The sequence below is a fragment of the Halomonas faecis genome (assembly GCF_010993975.1).
GTDB classification, from domain to species: Bacteria; Pseudomonadota; Gammaproteobacteria; order Pseudomonadales; family Halomonadaceae; genus Halomonas; species Halomonas faecis.
In genome coordinates this window covers 518,276-533,631 of the sequence record NZ_JAACZO010000011.1, presented here as the reverse complement: position 1 = coordinate 533,631, position 15,356 = coordinate 518,276, and the positions used below count along the sequence as shown (strand labels likewise).

The following is a 15,356-nucleotide window of genomic DNA, read 5'->3' as shown; positions in this document are numbered from 1 at the left end:
GGCGCAACAGTCTACGGAAGCCTTATCTGACATGAGCTGGCTTGACAAGATCGTACCTTCAGTCGGGCGCATCCAGCGCAAGGAACGCCGGGCCAGCGTGCCCGACGGGCTGTGGCGCAAGTGCCCCAAGTGCGAAGCGGTGCTCTACCTGCCCGAGTTGGAGAAGCACCATAACGTCTGTCCCAAGTGCGACCATCACCTGCGGCTGACGGCGCGCAAGCGACTCGACTGGTTTCTCGATGCCGACGGTCGCGAGGAGATCGCTGCCGACCTCGAGCCGGTCGACCGCCTCAAGTTTCGCGATTCCAAGAAGTACAAGGATCGCTTGAGTGCCGCCCAGAAGGAGACCGGTGAGAAGGATGCGCTGGTGGCCATGCGCGGCCATCTCGACGGTCTGCCGGTGGTCGTGGTGGCCTTCGAGTTCACCTTCATGGGCGGCTCGATGGGCGCCGTGGTGGGTGAGAAGTTCGTGCGCGCCGCCACCTTGGCCCTCGAAGAACGGGTCCCGTTGATCTGCTTTTCCGCTTCCGGTGGGGCGCGCATGCAGGAGGCGCTGTTCTCGCTGATGCAGATGGCCAAGACGTCCGCCGCCCTGGAGCGGTTGCGCGAGGCCGGCGTACCCTACGTTTCGGTGCTCACCGATCCGGTGTTCGGTGGCGTCTCGGCGTCGCTGGCCATGCTTGGCGATCTCAACGTCGCCGAACCCAATGCGTTGATCGGTTTTGCCGGACCGCGAGTCATCGAGCAGACGGTGCGCGAGCAGCTACCGGAAGGTTTCCAACGCAGCGAGTTCCTGCTCGAGCACGGCACCGTGGATATGATCGTGCCGCGCGGCGAAATGCGCGATCGCCTGGGTGGCGTGCTGCGCAAGCTGATGCACCAGCCGCCCGTGGGTCTGGAGGAGCCGCTGGCATCGGCTGAACCGGATCTCGTCGATGCTGCCGAGCAGGCGGAAGAGACGTGGGAAGAGCCGTCGCCGGAAAGCGCTGCGACGCCCGATCTGGGCGAAGGGGACTCATCCCGCGATGACGGGCCCCAGCGGCCGGACGACGCGCGCTGACGTCCGTGGGGAACCTCCTGCCACACGCTGCTACGCTCGATGATTGGCTGGCGCGTCTGGAAGCCGCCCATCCGGTGGGTATCGACCTCGGCCTCGAGCGTGTCGCCGAGGTCGCTCGTCGCATGGAGCTCCTGACGCGTCCCATCGCGACGCGGGTGATCACCGTGGCTGGCACCAATGGCAAGGGGTCTACCGTGGCCCTGCTCGAGGCCCTGGCTCTGGCCCATGGCCTGACCGCTGCCGCCTACACCTCTCCCCATCTGCTGCGCTACAACGAACGCCTGCGGCTGAACGGCCGCGAAGCCGACGATGCCACTCTGATCGCCGGTTTCGAAGCGGTCGAGGCGGCGCGCCGAGTAGGCGAATCCATCAGCTTGACCTATTTCGAGGTGGGGACGCTCGCGGCCTTGTGGGCGCTGATGCAGTGCCCGCCGGATATCGCCATCCTCGAGGTGGGCTTGGGCGGGCGCCTGGATGCGGTGAACGTCGTGGATGCCGACGTGGCGGTGATCACCACCGTGGCTCGCGATCATGCCGCCTACCTGGGCGACGATCTGAACGGCATCGGCCGCGAGAAGGCCGGTATCCTGCGCTCCGGGCGGCCGGCGGTGCTGGGCAGCACCCGGCTGCCGGAGAGCGTGCACGAGGTGGTCCGGCAGAAAGGCGCCGTGCCTTTCGTGCTGGGTGGTCAGTTTCGCCGCAGCGAATCGAACGCCGAGAGTTGGTGCTGGAAGGGGGCTACCGTCCGGGGTGAGACCCGGGAAGTGGCTGACTTGCCCGATCCGGGCTTGCCGCTGGACAATGCGGCCACGGCGCTGCAGGCACTGCTCCTGGGGGAGGTCGAACTCGATGCGATGGCCTGCCGACGAGCATTCGGCGAGGTGAGGCTGCCCGGGCGTCTGCAGTGGTTGGGCCAGTGGTGCCTCGATGTGGGCCACAACCCGCATGCGGCAAGCTATGTGGCCGAGCGGCTGGCCTCTCGCCCTCGTCGAGCCGGGCGTACCTGGGTTCTGCTGGGCATGTTGGCCGACAAGGACGCCGATGGCGTGATTGCCGCCTTGGCTTCGGTGGCCGATGCTTGGGTGACCGTGTCGCTCGAAGGAGATCGGGCGCGCTCGGCGGCCGATCTTGCCGGCCGCATCGTCGACCGAGGAGGGCAGGTGGCCCACCAGGCGGCCACGCCAGTAGCGGGGGGGGGCTGGCTTGCCGAGCGCCTGGACTCCGAGGATCGTGTGCTGGTGTGTGGCTCCTTCCTCACCGTGGCGGCCATACTGGCATGGAAGCAGGCTGGTGCGGCGCCAGCGTGACAGGCCTCACCGCCGCGTGCAGGAGGGCAAGATGAAGTACGGAATGCGTGAACGAATCAGCGGAGCGGTGATCCTCTTGGCTCTCGCGGTGATCTTCGTCCCCATGCTGTTCGACGAGCCGGCACCGCGAGAGGAGCGCCCCGAACCGGTGCTCACCATCGAGCAGCCGGTGCCGGTCGAGCGTCATGACGTACCCGACCCGCAGCCACCGGAAAGTCTCGCTGCGGTCGAGTCCGGCAGCGAGATCGACGAGACTGCCGACGACGAGCCGGGGAGCGCGGACGAGAGGGTCGCCGTGGGCGGTGCCGAAGCGGTGTCGGAGGAGAGTGCCGATGATGCGTTGGATGCCGATGCGTCGGCTATCGACGATGAGGCATCTGCCACCCAAAGCGTCGATGCTGCCGATGATGCCGCGCCCCAGGAAACGCCCGTCGACGACCCCATCGCCGAGCTGACGGCGCGTCTCGAGGAGTCTGCCGCGACCAATGACGCGGCAGGGGGAGGCGCGGAAGAATGGGCGGTGCAGGTGGGCAGTTTCGGCGAGCCGGCCAATGCCGAGCGTCTCGAGAACCAGCTCGGCGAGCAGGGCTACTCCGTCTATCGCCGTCAGCGCGATAATGACCTGACGACGGTCTACGTGGGCCCCTTCGCCTCGTCGGAGGAGGGGGAGCGAGTGATGGGGGAACTCAAGCAGGATGCCAACCTGCAAGGGTTGCTGGTGCGGGTGAAGGAGTGAGCATGGCGCTGACCTGGATCGACTGGCTGTTCCTGGCCGTGCTGGCGGTGTCGACGCTGGCCGGCGTCATGCGTGGCCTCATCCGCGAGGCGCTGGGTCTGGCAGCTTGGGTCACGGCTCTGCTGGCGGCACGGCTGCTTGCCGAGCCGGTGGCCGATCTGCTGAGCGGCATCATCGATAGTCCCGATGGTCGCCTGGTGCTCGCCTTCGTGGTGGTGATCCTGGGCGTAGTGCTGCTGTGCGGAGTGATCATTCGCATGGTACATGCCGCCGTGGAGTGGGTGGGCATGGGGCTGTTCAATCGACTCGCCGGGGCGGCATTCGGCGTGGCACGCGGTGCGGCGATCCTGGTGCTGGCCACCATCCTGATCAGCCTGACGCCGCTGGTCCAGTTGCAAGCCTGGCAGGACGCCGAACTGCGCCCCTCCTTCGAGCAACTGCGCGACTGGGCGGTGAGTCACCTGGAAACGTGGGAGGGGCGCCTACCCGAGCCTTCCAGGCTCCGCGAACTCTCCCTGCCGGGCAGCGGCGGCAGCAGCGACACGATGACCACTGACGATCGATGAACCCGGGCGGGCCACAGGCGGGCCGGCTCGTCTCTTTAAAGCAAGCTCCAGGCAAGCGAGGTAAGGTGGAATGTGCGGTATCGTCGGCCTTCTGGCCAAGCAGACCGTGAATCAGGCGATCTACGACGCCCTGACGGTGCTCCAGCACCGCGGCCAGGATGCCGCCGGCATGATGACCTGGAGCGAAGGACGTTTCCTGCTGCGCAAGAGCAACGGCCTGGTGCGTGACGTTTTCCATACGCGTCACATGGCGCGCCTCAAGGGCAACCTGGGAATCGGTCACGTCCGCTATCCCACGGCAGGATCTTCCAGCGAGGCGGAGTCGCAACCCTTCTACGTCAATTCGCCCTATGGGATCTGCCTGGCGCACAACGGTAACCTGACCAACTCCGAGCAGCTCAAGCAAGAGCTCTTCTCCTCCGATTTGCGCCATATCAACACCAGTTCCGATTCCGAGGTGCTGCTCAACGTCTTCGCTCACGAGCTGGGCAAGCAGGGCCCGCATCTGGCTCCCGGCGACGTCTTCGATGCAGTGCGCCGAGTGCATCGCCGCTGCCAGGGCGGCTATGCGGCAGTGGCCATGATCAATGGCGTGGGCCTGGTGGCCTTCCGCGACCCCCACGGCATTCGCCCGGTGGTGTTCGGCACCCGCGATGAGGGCAGCGGGCAGGACGTGATGATCGCCTCCGAGTCGGTGGCGCTGGATGTCGGTGGTTTCGAGCTGCATCGCGACCTGGCGCCGGGCGAGGCGATCTTCGTCGACATGGAAGGACACATTCACACCCAGCAGTGTGCCGATGCTCCGCGTCTGGTGCCCTGCATCTTCGAACACGTCTATCTGGCTCGCCCCGACTCCATCCTCGACGGCGCCTACGTCTATGGGACGCGCATGCAGATGGGGCGCAAACTCGGCGACCGCATCCGTAGCGAGTGGCCGGAGCACGACATCGACGTGGTGATCCCCATTCCCGACACCTCACGAACCTCGGCCCTCGAGCTCGCCCAGCATCTGGGCGTGACGTATCGCGAAGGATTCATGAAGAACCGCTACATCGGGCGCACCTTCATCATGCCCGGGCAGACCCAGCGCAAGAAGTCGGTACGTCAGAAGCTCAATGCCATCGGCATCGAGTTTCAAGGCAAGAACGTGCTGTTGGTGGATGACTCCATCGTACGCGGCACCACCTGCAAGCAGATCATTCAGATGGCGCGCGAGGCCGGCGCCAACAAGGTCTATTTCGCCTCCGCCGCGCCGCCGGTGCGTTATCCCAACGTTTACGGTATCGACATGCCGGCGGCCAGTGAACTCATCGCTCACGGACGCAGCGAGGCCGAGGTCGGGGAGCTGATCGGTGCCGACCGGATCTTCTATCAGAACCTGGACGATCTCAAGGCAGCGTGCCGTGACGTCAATCCCACGCTCGACGCCTTCGACTGCTCGGTGTTCGATGGCCGCTACGTGACCGGCGACATCGACGAGGCCTATCTCTCCGCTTTGGAAGCGTCGCGCAACGATGAGGCCAAGCAGCAGAGCGCCGGCGATCATGCCCTGGTGGGTACCCACAATCTGGATGATGACATCGACGACTGAGGGGCATTGGAATGGATCCGCAGCGAGACATCGACGAGTGGGCTCTCGAAACCCTGGCCATTCGTGCCGGACACCATCGCACCGGCGAGCAGGAACACGGCGAGCCGATCTTTCCCACGTCGAGCTTCGTCTATGGCAGCGCTGCCGAGGCGGCGCGCAAGTTCAACGGCGATGAACCGGGTAACGTCTATTCCCGTTTCACCAACCCCACGGTGCAGACGTTCGAGCGGCGTCTGGCAGTGATGGAGCGTGGCGAGCGTTGCGTGGCGACGAGCTCGGGCATGGCCGCCATCCTCGCCACGGCTCTGGCCCTGCTTCAGGCCGGCGATGAGATCGTCGCCTCGCGTTCGCTGTTCGGCTCCACCGTGAGTCTGTTCGACAAGTACCTGGCCAAACTGGGTATCGTTACCCGCTATGTCGAGCTTGCCGACCTGGCGGCCTGGGAAGCGGCCATCACTCCTTCCACCAAGCTGCTGTTCGCCGAGACGCCATCCAACCCGCTCTCCGAAGTGGTCGATATCGAGGCGCTTGCCGAGATCGGCCATCGCCACGGTGCATGGCTGGCCATCGACAACTGCTTTCTCACGCCGGCCCTGCAACGCCCCCTCGAGCTAGGAGCCGACCTGGTGATCCACTCCGCCACCAAGTACCTGGACGGTCAAGGACGCGCGGTGGGAGGCGCTGTGGTGGGTCCGAATGCGCTGCTCGAGGAGGTGTTCGGCGTGGTGCGTACCTGTGGCCCGTGCCTGAGCCCGTTCAACGCCTGGATATTCACCAAGGGGCTGGAGACGCTCGGCCTGCGCATGCGCGCCCACTGCGAGAACGCCCAGGCGTTGGCAGAGTGGCTGACCGACCATCCGGCGGTGACGCGAGTGCACTATTCGGGGCTGCCGGACCACCCGCAGCATGCCCTGGCCAAGCGTCAGCAAGGCGGCTTCGGCGCCGTGCTGGGCTTCGAGGTGAAGGGAGAACGCCAGGGTGCCTGGTCGGTGATCGACGCCACTCGACTGCTCTCCATCACCGGCAACCTGGGGGACGTCAAGAGCACCATCACTCATCCGGCCACCACGACCCATGGACGTCTCTCCGCTGACCAGAAGATCGCGGCGGGCATCAGCGAGGGACTGATCCGCATCGCCGTCGGCCTGGAAGCCATCGCCGACATTCGTGCCGATCTCGCCAGAGGGCTGGATACCCTGGCGTGATTCTTCCAGGCCTCTTTGCCTCGACTGAATGCCCCCGCGGCGGTGGGGCGGTTGGGCATCCGGTGACGTGACCTTTTGTCGCTTGCAGTGAGCTCCGCTGAGGGCTGAACTTGTTTTGGGACAAGCTCGAGCTGACGGTTTTTCCGAATGATGCATTCGGGTTTTTTCAGCGGCGCTGGTTGATGGACTGAGGTAGGCTGGGCGCCATCGATCACGCACTCGAGGTCATGACATGTGGCGCAATACGCGGAGCGGATGGGGCTTGGTGAGCATCGTGTTGCACTGGGTTCTGGCCGTCGCCATCGTCGGCCTTTTCGTACTGGGCTGGTGGATGACGGGACTGGGGTATTATCACGACTGGTATAACCTGGCTCCCTGGTGGCATCGCTCCATTGGCATGCTGGTGCTGTTCGCCACCCTGCTTCGGCTGGTGTGGCGTCTTCTCAATCCCACGCCGCGCGCTCTGGGCCACCGCGTTGAGCGCCTTGCCGCGCATCTGGGACACCTCGGTCTTTACGCCTTGATGCTGACAGTGCTCGTCAGTGGCTATCTCATTTCCACTGCCGATGGCCGCGGCATCAACGTGTTCGACAGCTTCGAGGTGCCGGCGCTCATCAGCGATCTGCCCAACCAGGCAACGATTGCCGGAGCGGTGCATTGGTATAGCGCCTGGGCGCTGGTTCTCCTGGCTGCAGGCCATGGCCTCGCCGCCTTCAAGCACCACTGGATTGATCGCAACGAGGTTCTCAGGCGAATGATCGATCCACGTCTGAGCCATCGCTGAGACGATCCCCACACTCCCGACCAAGCACAAGGAGAGAGCACGATGTTCAAGAAGACCGCTATCGCCACGGCCCTGAGTACGGCGGCCCTGGTGGGGGTCAGCCAGGCCCAGGCCGCTGACTATGTCGTCGACACCGAAGGTCAGCACGCCTTCGTCCAGTTCAAGATCAACCACCTGGGCTACTCCTACATCCTGGGTAGCTTCGAGGAGTTCAGTGGCGAGTTCCACTACGATCCGGAAGATCTCGAGGCGTCCAGCGTCGAGATGGAAGTGCAGCTCAATAGCTTGAATTCCAATCACGCCGAACGTGACAAGCACATTCTGAGCGACGACTTTCTGGATGCTGGCGAGTACCCCACGGCGACCTTCACCTCCACCGGTTTCGAAACGACGGGCGAGGGGGAAGGCATCGTGAGCGGCGAGCTCAGTCTGCATGGCGAGACTCGCGAAATCGAGATGCCGGTGACTCTGGTCGGTGAAGGCGAGGATCCTTGGGGTGGCTACCGTGCCGGCTTCGAAGGTTCCACGACCCTGACGTTGGGCGACTTCGGTATCGACATGAGCGATTTCCCAGAGATGATGCACGAGCTGGAGCTCTACGTGACCTTCGAGGGCGTGCGCCAGTAAGCCGAGCGACGGCCTTGGTCAGAACGCGAGCCCCCGGCCCTTGGGCCGGGGGCTCTTGTCGTGAAGGGCGCCGGCTTCAGCGCCCGGTGGGGTCAGGCCGATGCGTCGAGCACGGCGTCGGGAAAGTGACGCCGCAGGATGCGGTTCTGGAAATCATCCACGAAGCGGCTGTTGATGATGATGATGAAGCGCTCGAAGGGCGCCGCGGCGTCTCGTTGCGCGATGCCATCCACGCTGTGGAAGACCTTGTCGTCACGCAAGTGGAGGATGTCGCCGGGGGCGAGCGTGGTATCCACGAGGGGTTCGGTTCCCGCTTTGTCGGCGAACAGGTGGTTCTCCGCGCCTGAGACGTTGTCCCGCGTCAGTACCAGGATGCTCAGCGCTCGGCAGCCGTCCGCATGGATGCCTTGCCCCTGCAGGGGATCTACCTGCCCCTCGCCCCTGATACCGGTAATCTGCATGAGGACCGGCTCACGGGGGCCGATGCCCCACAGTCGACACCAGGCCTGAACGAAGGCCTTGACGTCGGTACGCTCGAGGAAGTCGGGCGTCAGTGGCTCATAGTAGCGCAGTCGGTCGGCCATGCTGTCGGCATCGTTGAAGGCGCCGCCCTGGGCCATGGGGCAGTGGCCCATGACCTCCATGCTGCCGGTCTCGTTCAGGGCCAGCCAAGACATCCGCTTCCAGCGCCGGTTGACATAGGGGTCCCGTGGCAGGCCGGTGGTGAAGCTCTGCCAGGCGGGGAGGTCGATGTGCCGGCGTATATCCGTCTGGCTCCACCCTTGACGGTGAAGTCCGGCCATGACGTCAGGCGTCCAGTAGGTGGCATCTGGGGCCGGGGGCATGCCGGTGACGTCGAAACCGTGCTTGAGGGTATCGAGTTTCATGATGGGATTCTCCTGTTGCGTGGGCGGTATTGCCCGGTTGCCGCTCGAGGAATGAACGAGCAACAGAAGAAAAATGAAAAGATATGCAATCAAATGTCAAAGAAATGTATGACGAAAGCGCCTATGCTGTAGGGGATGACTCATGATTACATTGGCTGATGGCTATCAGATCGTTGACATCTGATATGTAGGTGAAAGCTGACAATGACCTGTAGGATCAATGTGAATGCCATTTCCACCCGGCACTGTCGTCGAGGAAGGCATCTTCACCATTGATGAGGAGCTCCATGACCGGCCGTGATATCCGCACCGGGCAGGCACTAGAGAAATACCAAGCTTCGCCGACCGAGCGTGCTTCAGCGGCGCTCGTCGCCGGCGGTCAGTCTGAAGTGGCACTGGTGCGCCGCCAGTACCTGGAGAGTGAACAGCGTTTTCGCGCACTGCTCGAGAGTCTGCCCAAGGTGGCGGTGCAGGGCTATGACCGTGAGCGTCGAGTCATTTACTGGAATGAAGCGAGCACCCGCCTCTATGGATACAGTGCCGAGGAAGCGTTGGGCAACCAGCTCGAGGATCTGATCATTCCCGCAGGCATGCGTCAGGACGTGATAGAAGCGCATCGTGCCTGGATTCGCGATGGTATCGAGATTCCCCCCGAAGAACTGGAGCTGCGTCACAGGAGCGGTGAACTGGTGCCCGTGTTTTCGCACCACGTGATGCTGGGCGAGCATACCGAATCACCGCTGATGTTCTGCGTCGATGTGGATCTCTCGGATCAGAAAAAGGCGCATCGTGCGCTGGAGTTCGCGACTCGCTTCGACGGCCTGACGCACTTGCCCAATCGGCAGACGTTCGAAGGCGAGTTGGATGCGCTCTTGGGCAGCTGCTCGCGTCAGGGTGGCTTTTTGGCGCTGGTCTATCTCGACATCGATCACTTCGTGGACATCAACGATGCGCTGGGTTACGAGCAGGGGGACCGTCTGCTCGTGGAGCTGACGCAGCGACTGCGCGACCGGCAGCGGATGAGCGACTTGATCGCTCGGGTGTCGAGTGACGAGTTCGTGCTCGCCTTTCCGGAACTGCATCGCCAGGCTGATCTATGGCGACTGGTAGAGAACGTCCGGAAGTCGCTTCGCGATCCCTTCGTGCTCGATGGCCGCAGTCGTCAAGTCACGGCTTGTCTCGGCGTTGCGCTGTATCCCGACAATGGCCTCAGCGCCAGGGAGCTGATCCGCAACGCTGACGTGGCTAAGAACCGCGCCAAACTGGAGGGGCGGGGAGCGTTGCGCTTCTTCGAGCAACACCTGCATGATGAGCTGGTGCGTCAGCATCATCTGGTGGCGCAGCTGGAACAGGCCCTGGACAGGGACGATCTCTGCCTGCATTACCAACCACAGGTATCGGCGGTGAGCGGACGCATCGAGAATCTCGAGGCCCTGTTGCGCTGGATTCCCGCCGAGGGGCCGCCCATTTCTCCGGCGGAATTCATTCCGCTGGCCGAGCGCTCCGGACTGATACATCGGTTGAGCGACTGGGTGATGGAGGAGGCGTGCCGCCAGCAGCGAGTCTGGCGCGACCAGGGGTTTTCCACCCAACGCATCGATATCAATGTCTCCGGCCGTCAGCTGCTGCACACGGGAGCCTTGGCGCGATTCGAGGATTGCCTGCTACGTCACGGACTGGGGCCGCGGGATATCGGTATCGAGCTGACCGAGAACGTGCTCATCGAGGCGGATGATTCGGTGCTCGAGGGGTTGAGGCGCCTTTACCATCGCGGAGTGCGCATCGCCATCGACGATTTCGGCACTGGCTACTCCTCGCTGAGTTATCTCAAGCACTTTCCTGTCACCGCGCTCAAGATCGACCGCAGTTTCGTGCATGATGCCCCACGTCAGCCCGAGGATCGCGCGATCATGGAGGCCGCGATCTTCATCGGACATCGCCTGGGTCTGGAGGTGGTGGCCGAGGGGGTCGAGAATGCCGAACAGCTGGAGTTGCTGCGAGATATGCGCTGCGATCTGATTCAGGGGTTCTACTTCTACCGCCCCATGGCAAGCGATGACATCCAGCGCTTGCTGGGTGGACTGGTACCTGGCCATGGCCACCTGTCGGGCTGAGAGTCGACGGACGATGGCGTAGAATGCTTGCTCCCTTCGCAATGTAGAGTACCCGTGACCGCTATCGACGACTCGCCTATCTCACTAGGGCGCACGCTATGGCGCCAGACCTGGCCCATGGCCATCGGTGTGTTGGCGCTGCTTGGTTTTCAGTTGGTGGACAGTGCCTTCATCGCTCGTCTCGGCACCGCGCCCCTGGCGGCGCAATCTTTCACCTTTCCGCTATCGTTCTTGATCATTGGCGTGCAGGTCGGCATGGGGATCGCCATTGCGGCGCTGATATCCCGTGCTCTGGGCGCCGAAGAGGCGTCGCGGGCCCGTCGCCTGGGCTCGCTGGTGCTGTTGGTGGGCATGGCCGTGATGGCGTGCCTGGCTCTGATGCTATGGGTGCTCCAGGCGCCGATCTTCTCTCGTCTGGGCGCGGATGTCGCAACCCGTGAGCTGATCCGGGGATACTGGGCGCCGCAGTTGCTGGCCGCCTGGCTCGGGGCACTTCTCTATTTCGGCTACAGCCTGTTCCGTGCCCATGGCGACACTTGGCTGCCGGGCAAAATGATGGTGATGACCAGCTTGGTCAACCTGGTGCTCGACCCTCTGTTGATCTTTGGGTTCGGTCCCTGGTCCGGACTTGGGTTGCCGGGAGCCGCCTGGGCCACGGCAGTGGCCTTCACCGTGGGGCTGGCGGTGCTGGGACAGCGTCTGCGGCAGTGTGACTGGCTGGCCCGTCATGGGTTGGGCGATGAGTTGCGTCGCTCCGCTCCCGGCTTTGCGGGCATTGCCGGGCCGGCCATGGTCAGCCAACTGATGCCGCCGCTGGCCGCCATGCTGGCGATCTCGGTGGTGGCATCCCTGGGGGAGTCGGCAGTGGCCGCCTGGGGGCTGGCCAGCCGGCTCGAGACGCTGTCGCTGATGGTGGTGCTGGCCATGACCATGTCGCTGCCACCCTGGCTGGGGCGCTGCTACGGGGCCGGCGACTGGGCTCAGATACATCGACTGATGCGCCTGGCGCTGCGGGTCGTGGTGGCATGGCAGCTGGCCCTGGGCCTGCTGATGGCGTTGGCCTCTCCCTGGGCTGCCCAACTGCTGGCCGGCAGCCCCGAAGTGCACGACGACCTGGCTCGACTGATTCGCTTCCTGCTGCCGAGCTATGCGGCGCTGGGGGTGTGCATGCTGGTGGTGTCGGCCGGCAATGCCCTCGGGTGGCCCATGCGCGCCATGCTGATGTCCGGTGCGCGGCTGTTCGCGTTCTACCTGCCGTGCCTGTGGCTGGGCAGCCGGCTGGGAGGCTTGACCGGGCTGGCCGCCGGCGCTGCGCTGGGCAATCTCATGGCTGGCGTGGCGGCCTGGCTGGTGCTGCGACGCATCCTCGCCAGCCCGCGGCGGCGGCCGGCATCGAGCGCTGGTGAGTGGTAGCCCGGCACTCGGTGCCGGGCGGAGCGGGTTGCCTCAGGGTCAGTCGTTGGCCGGTGGGGCATCTTTCGCTGGCTTCCCGACGGGTACCGGGCGGGGAGCGCCCAGGCGCTCCTGCTGCCAGGCGAAGTAGAGGAAGAGCCCACCCATCACCAGGTAGCCGGTGGCGAAGTCGGGTGAGGCGTTGAAGGCCAGTTCCGGGGCGTGCATCAGGCCGACGAAGGCGAAGAGGGCGGCCACGCCGGCGAAGGTGGCGGCGCGGCGGAACTGATGGTCGATGACCGAGACGGCCATGGCGCCAATGAGAATCGCCGTGAACATGGCGCCCTGGCCCAGTGCCACGATACCGCCCGAGATGTCCGCCACGACCTCCTCGGCGCCCCGGTTGAAGCGCGTCATCACGTAGTTGGCGAAGTAGGGCAGCATGGCCAGCGCCACGGCCGGATAGTAGCGGCTGTCGTTGCCCTGGAAGGCGGTGGCGATCATCGACATGCCCACGAACACCAGGATCGGCGCCACTACCGACACGGGGATGATGGCGGACAGGGCGGCGATGAGGCCGAACATCGTGGCCAGGCCATAGACGGCACCATTGAGCAGGCTGTAGCCGCGACCGGCGCCCATCCACTTGGCGCCTACGGTGGCGATGTACACGGTGGTGGGGAAGACGCCGCCGAACAGGGCGCCGAGCATGGTGCCGGCGCCGTCGACGGCCTGACACTCGCGTACGTCGTATTTGTCACCGGCGGCTTCCATCGCCTCAACGTTGTTCATGGTCTCGATGGCGTTGTAGAGGGTGATCGGTAGCACCACGGTGAGCACCGCCAGCATGCCGGTGAACAGCAGGCCGAGCCCCTCGAACCAGGCGAGGTTGGGCAGCAGCGGGTAGAAGCCGAGATGGGTGAAGGCTCCGCTGAACTGGCCGTCCTCGGTGGCACCGATCAGGTAGGCGAGCGCGGTGCCGATGACGATGGCGAACAGCGAGGTGGGAATGCGAAACGGCATCGTCACCCGGCCGATCAGGCCGACGATGATGATCGCCAGCACCAACAGCCCGATGATCGGGATCTCCAGGGTCTTGAACAGCATTTCGCCGGCGATGAAGGTCAGGGCGACGCCGGCCACGGCACCGAGCATGGCTGCGCGCGGCAGGTGGTATTGCACCCAGCGTCCGATCACGCTGATCGCTGCTTCGATGGCGCCGCTGATGAAACAGGCGGCCACCGCTACCTTCCAGGCCAGCTGCGGGTCGCCGGTGAGCTGCTTGGCCGGTAATAGGACGCCGAACAGGAAGACGAACATCACCGGTGTGGAAATGCCGTAGGAGAGGGCGGTGACGTCGCTGCGGTTTTCGCGGCGAGCCAGGCGTGCCGCGCTCCAGGCGTAGTAGAAGTTGCCGACCATCACCGCCACGGCGGCGCCGGGCAGCACCTGCCCGAAGACGATCGACGCCGGGAAGTCCATGCCCAGCATGGTGATGGCGATGACCACGAAGTTGGCGATGTTGTTCTGGAACAGGGCGAAGAAGGCGTCGGTGTCTTCCTTCTTGTACCAGGGGTAGTGCACGGGAGTTGCCGCCATGGGAAGCCTCTTGGTTGTCGGGGTTGTATTCAAGGCAGCTTGCAGTCTGGCCAGCATCTGACTGATCGGTCAAGTCCTGCTCTGCCATGGGCGCCGCAAGGCGCCCCGAGCCCCCGGCGGCAAAACGGGCATTCTACTCGAAAACGACGGCGCCCGGGCAGGGCCCGGGCGCCGTCGTCGGCTTTTGGAGCGCCGGTCAGTTGACCGCGGCGATCGCCTTGGCCAGGTAGGGCAGGTTCTCCTGGGAGAAGCCGGCCACGTTGGCGCGGCCGGAACGCACCATGTAGATGCCGAACTCGTCGCGCAGGCGGTCGACCTGCTCGGGCGTCAGGCCGGTATAGGAGAACATGCCGCGCTGCTCGGCCACGCAGGCGTACTTCCCGTCCAACCCGTATGGCGCCAGGGCTTCGACGAATTCGCGGCGCAGGGTATTGATGCGGTCGCGCATCTCGGTGAGCTCTTCGCGCCACACGGCGGCGAGCTCGGCGGAGTGGAGGATCTCGCTGACGATGGCGCTGCCGTGTGCCGGCGGGTTGGAGTAGTTCTCGCGGGCCACGATGGCGATCTGCGAGCGCACGTTCTCCATCTGCTCGCGGTTCTTCGCCACCATGATCAAACACCCGGTACGCTCGCAGTAGATACCGAAATTCTTGGAACAGGAGCTGGTGATGATCGCTTCATCGAGGTTCTCAGCCAGCAGGCGTACCCCGTAGGCGTCCTCGTCCAGCCCCTCGCCGAAGCCTTGGTAGGCGAAGTCGATCAGTGGCAGCAGGTGGCGCTCGCGCACCACCTCGAGTACGGTCTGCCACTGCTCGCGCGAGAGGTCAAAGCCGGTGGGGTTGTGGCAGCAGGCATGGAGCACCACCACATCGCCTTCGGGGATCTGCTCGAGGGCACCCAGCATGCCGTCGAAGTCGAGGCGATTGTCGGCGTCCACGTAGGGGTACTTGTGCAACTCGATGCCAGCGGCGGTGAAGATCCCCAGGTGGTTCGGCCAGGTCGGGTCGCTGACCCAGATACCCTTGCCGGGGAGCTTCTTGGCAATGAAGTCGGCCGCCAGACGCAGGGCGCCGGTTCCGCCCGGAGACTGGGTGGCGCTGGCACGACCCGCTTCCAGCACCGGAGAGCTTTCGCCCAGTACCATGGGCAGGATCACGCTGCCGTACTCCGGCGCGCCGTGGGAGCCGATGTAGGTCTTGGTGGTCTCGTTCTTGAGCAGCAGGGCCTCGGCCTCCTTGACGGCGCGCATCACCGGGGTGTTGCCCTGGGCATCCTTGTAGACCCCGACGCCGAGATCGACCTTCTGGGGATTGGTGTCCTTCTTGAAGGCCTCGATCAGACCGAGGATGGCATCCCCGGGTACCCGCTCAATGTGCTCGAACATGTAATTCGCTACCTCGTCGATTCTCGCGGCAAAGGTGTGACAGTCCCCGACCATGATGCCATCGCGGCGGGCGAACTGCCACCGGGAGACTTGCTACAGTGACG

Annotated in this window: 13 protein-coding genes; 10 read left to right on the top strand and 3 right to left on the bottom strand. The window is 64.5% G+C overall.

Going from position 1 to position 15,356, the window contains the following annotated elements; genetic code table 11:
* The first annotated feature begins 31 nt into the window (after window positions 1–31).
* The 8 genes from accD (at window position 32) to GFD32_RS07795 (ending at window position 7,876) form a co-directional block, all read left to right on the top strand.
* Window positions 32–1,060 (top strand): acetyl-CoA carboxylase, carboxyltransferase subunit beta, encoded by a 1,029-nt coding sequence (accD, locus tag GFD32_RS07830; RefSeq protein ID WP_163575978.1) that lies wholly within the window; start codon window positions 32–34, stop codon window positions 1,058–1,060.
* 5 nt (window positions 1,061–1,065) lie between these two features.
* Entirely contained in the window at window positions 1,066–2,367 is a 1,302-nt protein-coding gene (gene folC / locus GFD32_RS07825) for a bifunctional tetrahydrofolate synthase/dihydrofolate synthase (protein WP_240455574.1), read from the top strand.
* Window positions 2,368–2,398: 31 nt separating this feature from the next.
* Complete coding sequence (locus GFD32_RS07820) at window positions 2,399–3,103, top strand: SPOR domain-containing protein (protein ID WP_163575977.1); 705 nt, start codon at window positions 2,399–2,401, stop codon at window positions 3,101–3,103.
* Window positions 3,104–3,105: 2 nt separating this feature from the next.
* Window positions 3,106–3,669, top strand: a complete 564-nt coding sequence (locus tag GFD32_RS07815) for a CvpA family protein (protein WP_163575976.1) — start codon at window positions 3,106–3,108, stop codon at window positions 3,667–3,669.
* 70 nt (window positions 3,670–3,739) lie between these two features.
* Window positions 3,740–5,260, top strand: coding sequence for an amidophosphoribosyltransferase (gene purF, locus GFD32_RS07810; protein ID WP_163575975.1), 1,521 nt, complete (start codon window positions 3,740–3,742; stop codon window positions 5,258–5,260).
* A gap of 11 nt (window positions 5,261–5,271) precedes the next feature.
* Window positions 5,272–6,465 carry an O-succinylhomoserine sulfhydrylase gene (locus GFD32_RS07805; RefSeq protein ID WP_163575974.1) on the top strand — a complete coding sequence of 398 codons (1,194 nt, stop codon included), beginning with the start codon at window positions 5,272–5,274 and terminating at the stop codon, window positions 6,463–6,465.
* Window positions 6,466–6,697: 232 nt separating this feature from the next.
* Entirely contained in the window at window positions 6,698–7,249 is a 552-nt protein-coding gene (locus GFD32_RS07800; RefSeq protein WP_163575973.1) for a cytochrome b, read from the top strand.
* Window positions 7,250–7,291: 42 nt separating this feature from the next.
* Window positions 7,292–7,876 carry a YceI family protein gene (locus GFD32_RS07795; protein WP_163575972.1) on the top strand — a complete coding sequence of 195 codons (585 nt, stop codon included), beginning with the start codon at window positions 7,292–7,294 and terminating at the stop codon, window positions 7,874–7,876.
* Window positions 7,877–7,968: 92 nt separating this feature from the next.
* On the opposite strand, the gene GFD32_RS07790 is transcribed toward GFD32_RS07795, so the two are convergent.
* On the bottom strand, window positions 7,969–8,763 hold the full coding sequence (locus GFD32_RS07790; protein ID WP_163575971.1) for a 2OG-Fe dioxygenase family protein: 795 nt from the start codon (window positions 8,761–8,763) through the stop codon (window positions 7,969–7,971).
* A 287-nt stretch (window positions 8,764–9,050) separates the two neighbouring features.
* On the opposite strand from GFD32_RS07790, the gene GFD32_RS07785 reads away from it, so the two are divergent.
* Both GFD32_RS07785 and GFD32_RS07780 read left to right on the top strand, forming a co-directional pair.
* Entirely contained in the window at window positions 9,051–10,877 is a 1,827-nt protein-coding gene (locus GFD32_RS07785) for a putative bifunctional diguanylate cyclase/phosphodiesterase (protein WP_163575970.1), read from the top strand.
* A gap of 117 nt (window positions 10,878–10,994) precedes the next feature.
* Window positions 10,995–12,290, top strand: a complete 1,296-nt coding sequence (locus GFD32_RS07780) for an MATE family efflux transporter (RefSeq protein WP_163576080.1) — start codon at window positions 10,995–10,997, stop codon at window positions 12,288–12,290.
* Between the two features lie 39 nt (window positions 12,291–12,329).
* Here the strand turns inward: GFD32_RS07780 and GFD32_RS07775 are convergent, their stop codons facing one another.
* Window positions 12,330–13,868 carry a SulP family inorganic anion transporter gene (locus GFD32_RS07775; protein WP_240455573.1) on the bottom strand — a complete coding sequence of 513 codons (1,539 nt, stop codon included), beginning with the start codon at window positions 13,866–13,868 and terminating at the stop codon, window positions 12,330–12,332.
* Window positions 13,869–14,064: 196 nt separating this feature from the next.
* Window positions 14,065–15,252 carry an amino acid aminotransferase gene (locus tag GFD32_RS07770; protein WP_163575969.1) on the bottom strand — a complete coding sequence of 396 codons (1,188 nt, stop codon included), beginning with the start codon at window positions 15,250–15,252 and terminating at the stop codon, window positions 14,065–14,067.
* Window positions 15,253–15,356: the final 104 nt, after the last annotated feature.

Bases quoted from the DNA above. Each gene is read 5' to 3' on its own strand.
- GFD32_RS07820 (WP_163575977.1), top strand. From the start codon at position 2,399: ATGAAGTACGGAATGCGTGAACGAATCAGCGGAGCGGTGATCCTCTTG.
- GFD32_RS07780 (WP_163576080.1), top strand. From the start codon at position 10,995: ATGGCCATCGGTGTGTTGGCGCTGCTTGGTTTTCAGTTGGTGGACAGT.
- purF (WP_163575975.1), top strand. From the start codon at position 3,740: ATGTGCGGTATCGTCGGCCTTCTGGCCAAGCAGACCGTGAATCAGGCG.
- GFD32_RS07795 (WP_163575972.1), top strand. From the start codon at position 7,292: ATGTTCAAGAAGACCGCTATCGCCACGGCCCTGAGTACGGCGGCCCTG.
- GFD32_RS07815 (WP_163575976.1), top strand. From the start codon at position 3,106: ATGGCGCTGACCTGGATCGACTGGCTGTTCCTGGCCGTGCTGGCGGTG.
- GFD32_RS07800 (WP_163575973.1), top strand. From the start codon at position 6,698: ATGTGGCGCAATACGCGGAGCGGATGGGGCTTGGTGAGCATCGTGTTG.
- GFD32_RS07770 (WP_163575969.1), bottom strand. From the start codon at position 15,252: ATGTTCGAGCACATTGAGCGGGTACCCGGGGATGCCATCCTCGGTCTG.
- accD (WP_163575978.1), top strand. From the start codon at position 32: ATGAGCTGGCTTGACAAGATCGTACCTTCAGTCGGGCGCATCCAGCGC.
- GFD32_RS07785 (WP_163575970.1), top strand. From the start codon at position 9,051: ATGACCGGCCGTGATATCCGCACCGGGCAGGCACTAGAGAAATACCAA.
- GFD32_RS07805 (WP_163575974.1), top strand. From the start codon at position 5,272: ATGGATCCGCAGCGAGACATCGACGAGTGGGCTCTCGAAACCCTGGCC.
- GFD32_RS07790 (WP_163575971.1), bottom strand. From the start codon at position 8,763: ATGAAACTCGATACCCTCAAGCACGGTTTCGACGTCACCGGCATGCCC.
- GFD32_RS07775 (WP_240455573.1), bottom strand. From the start codon at position 13,868: ATGGCGGCAACTCCCGTGCACTACCCCTGGTACAAGAAGGAAGACACC.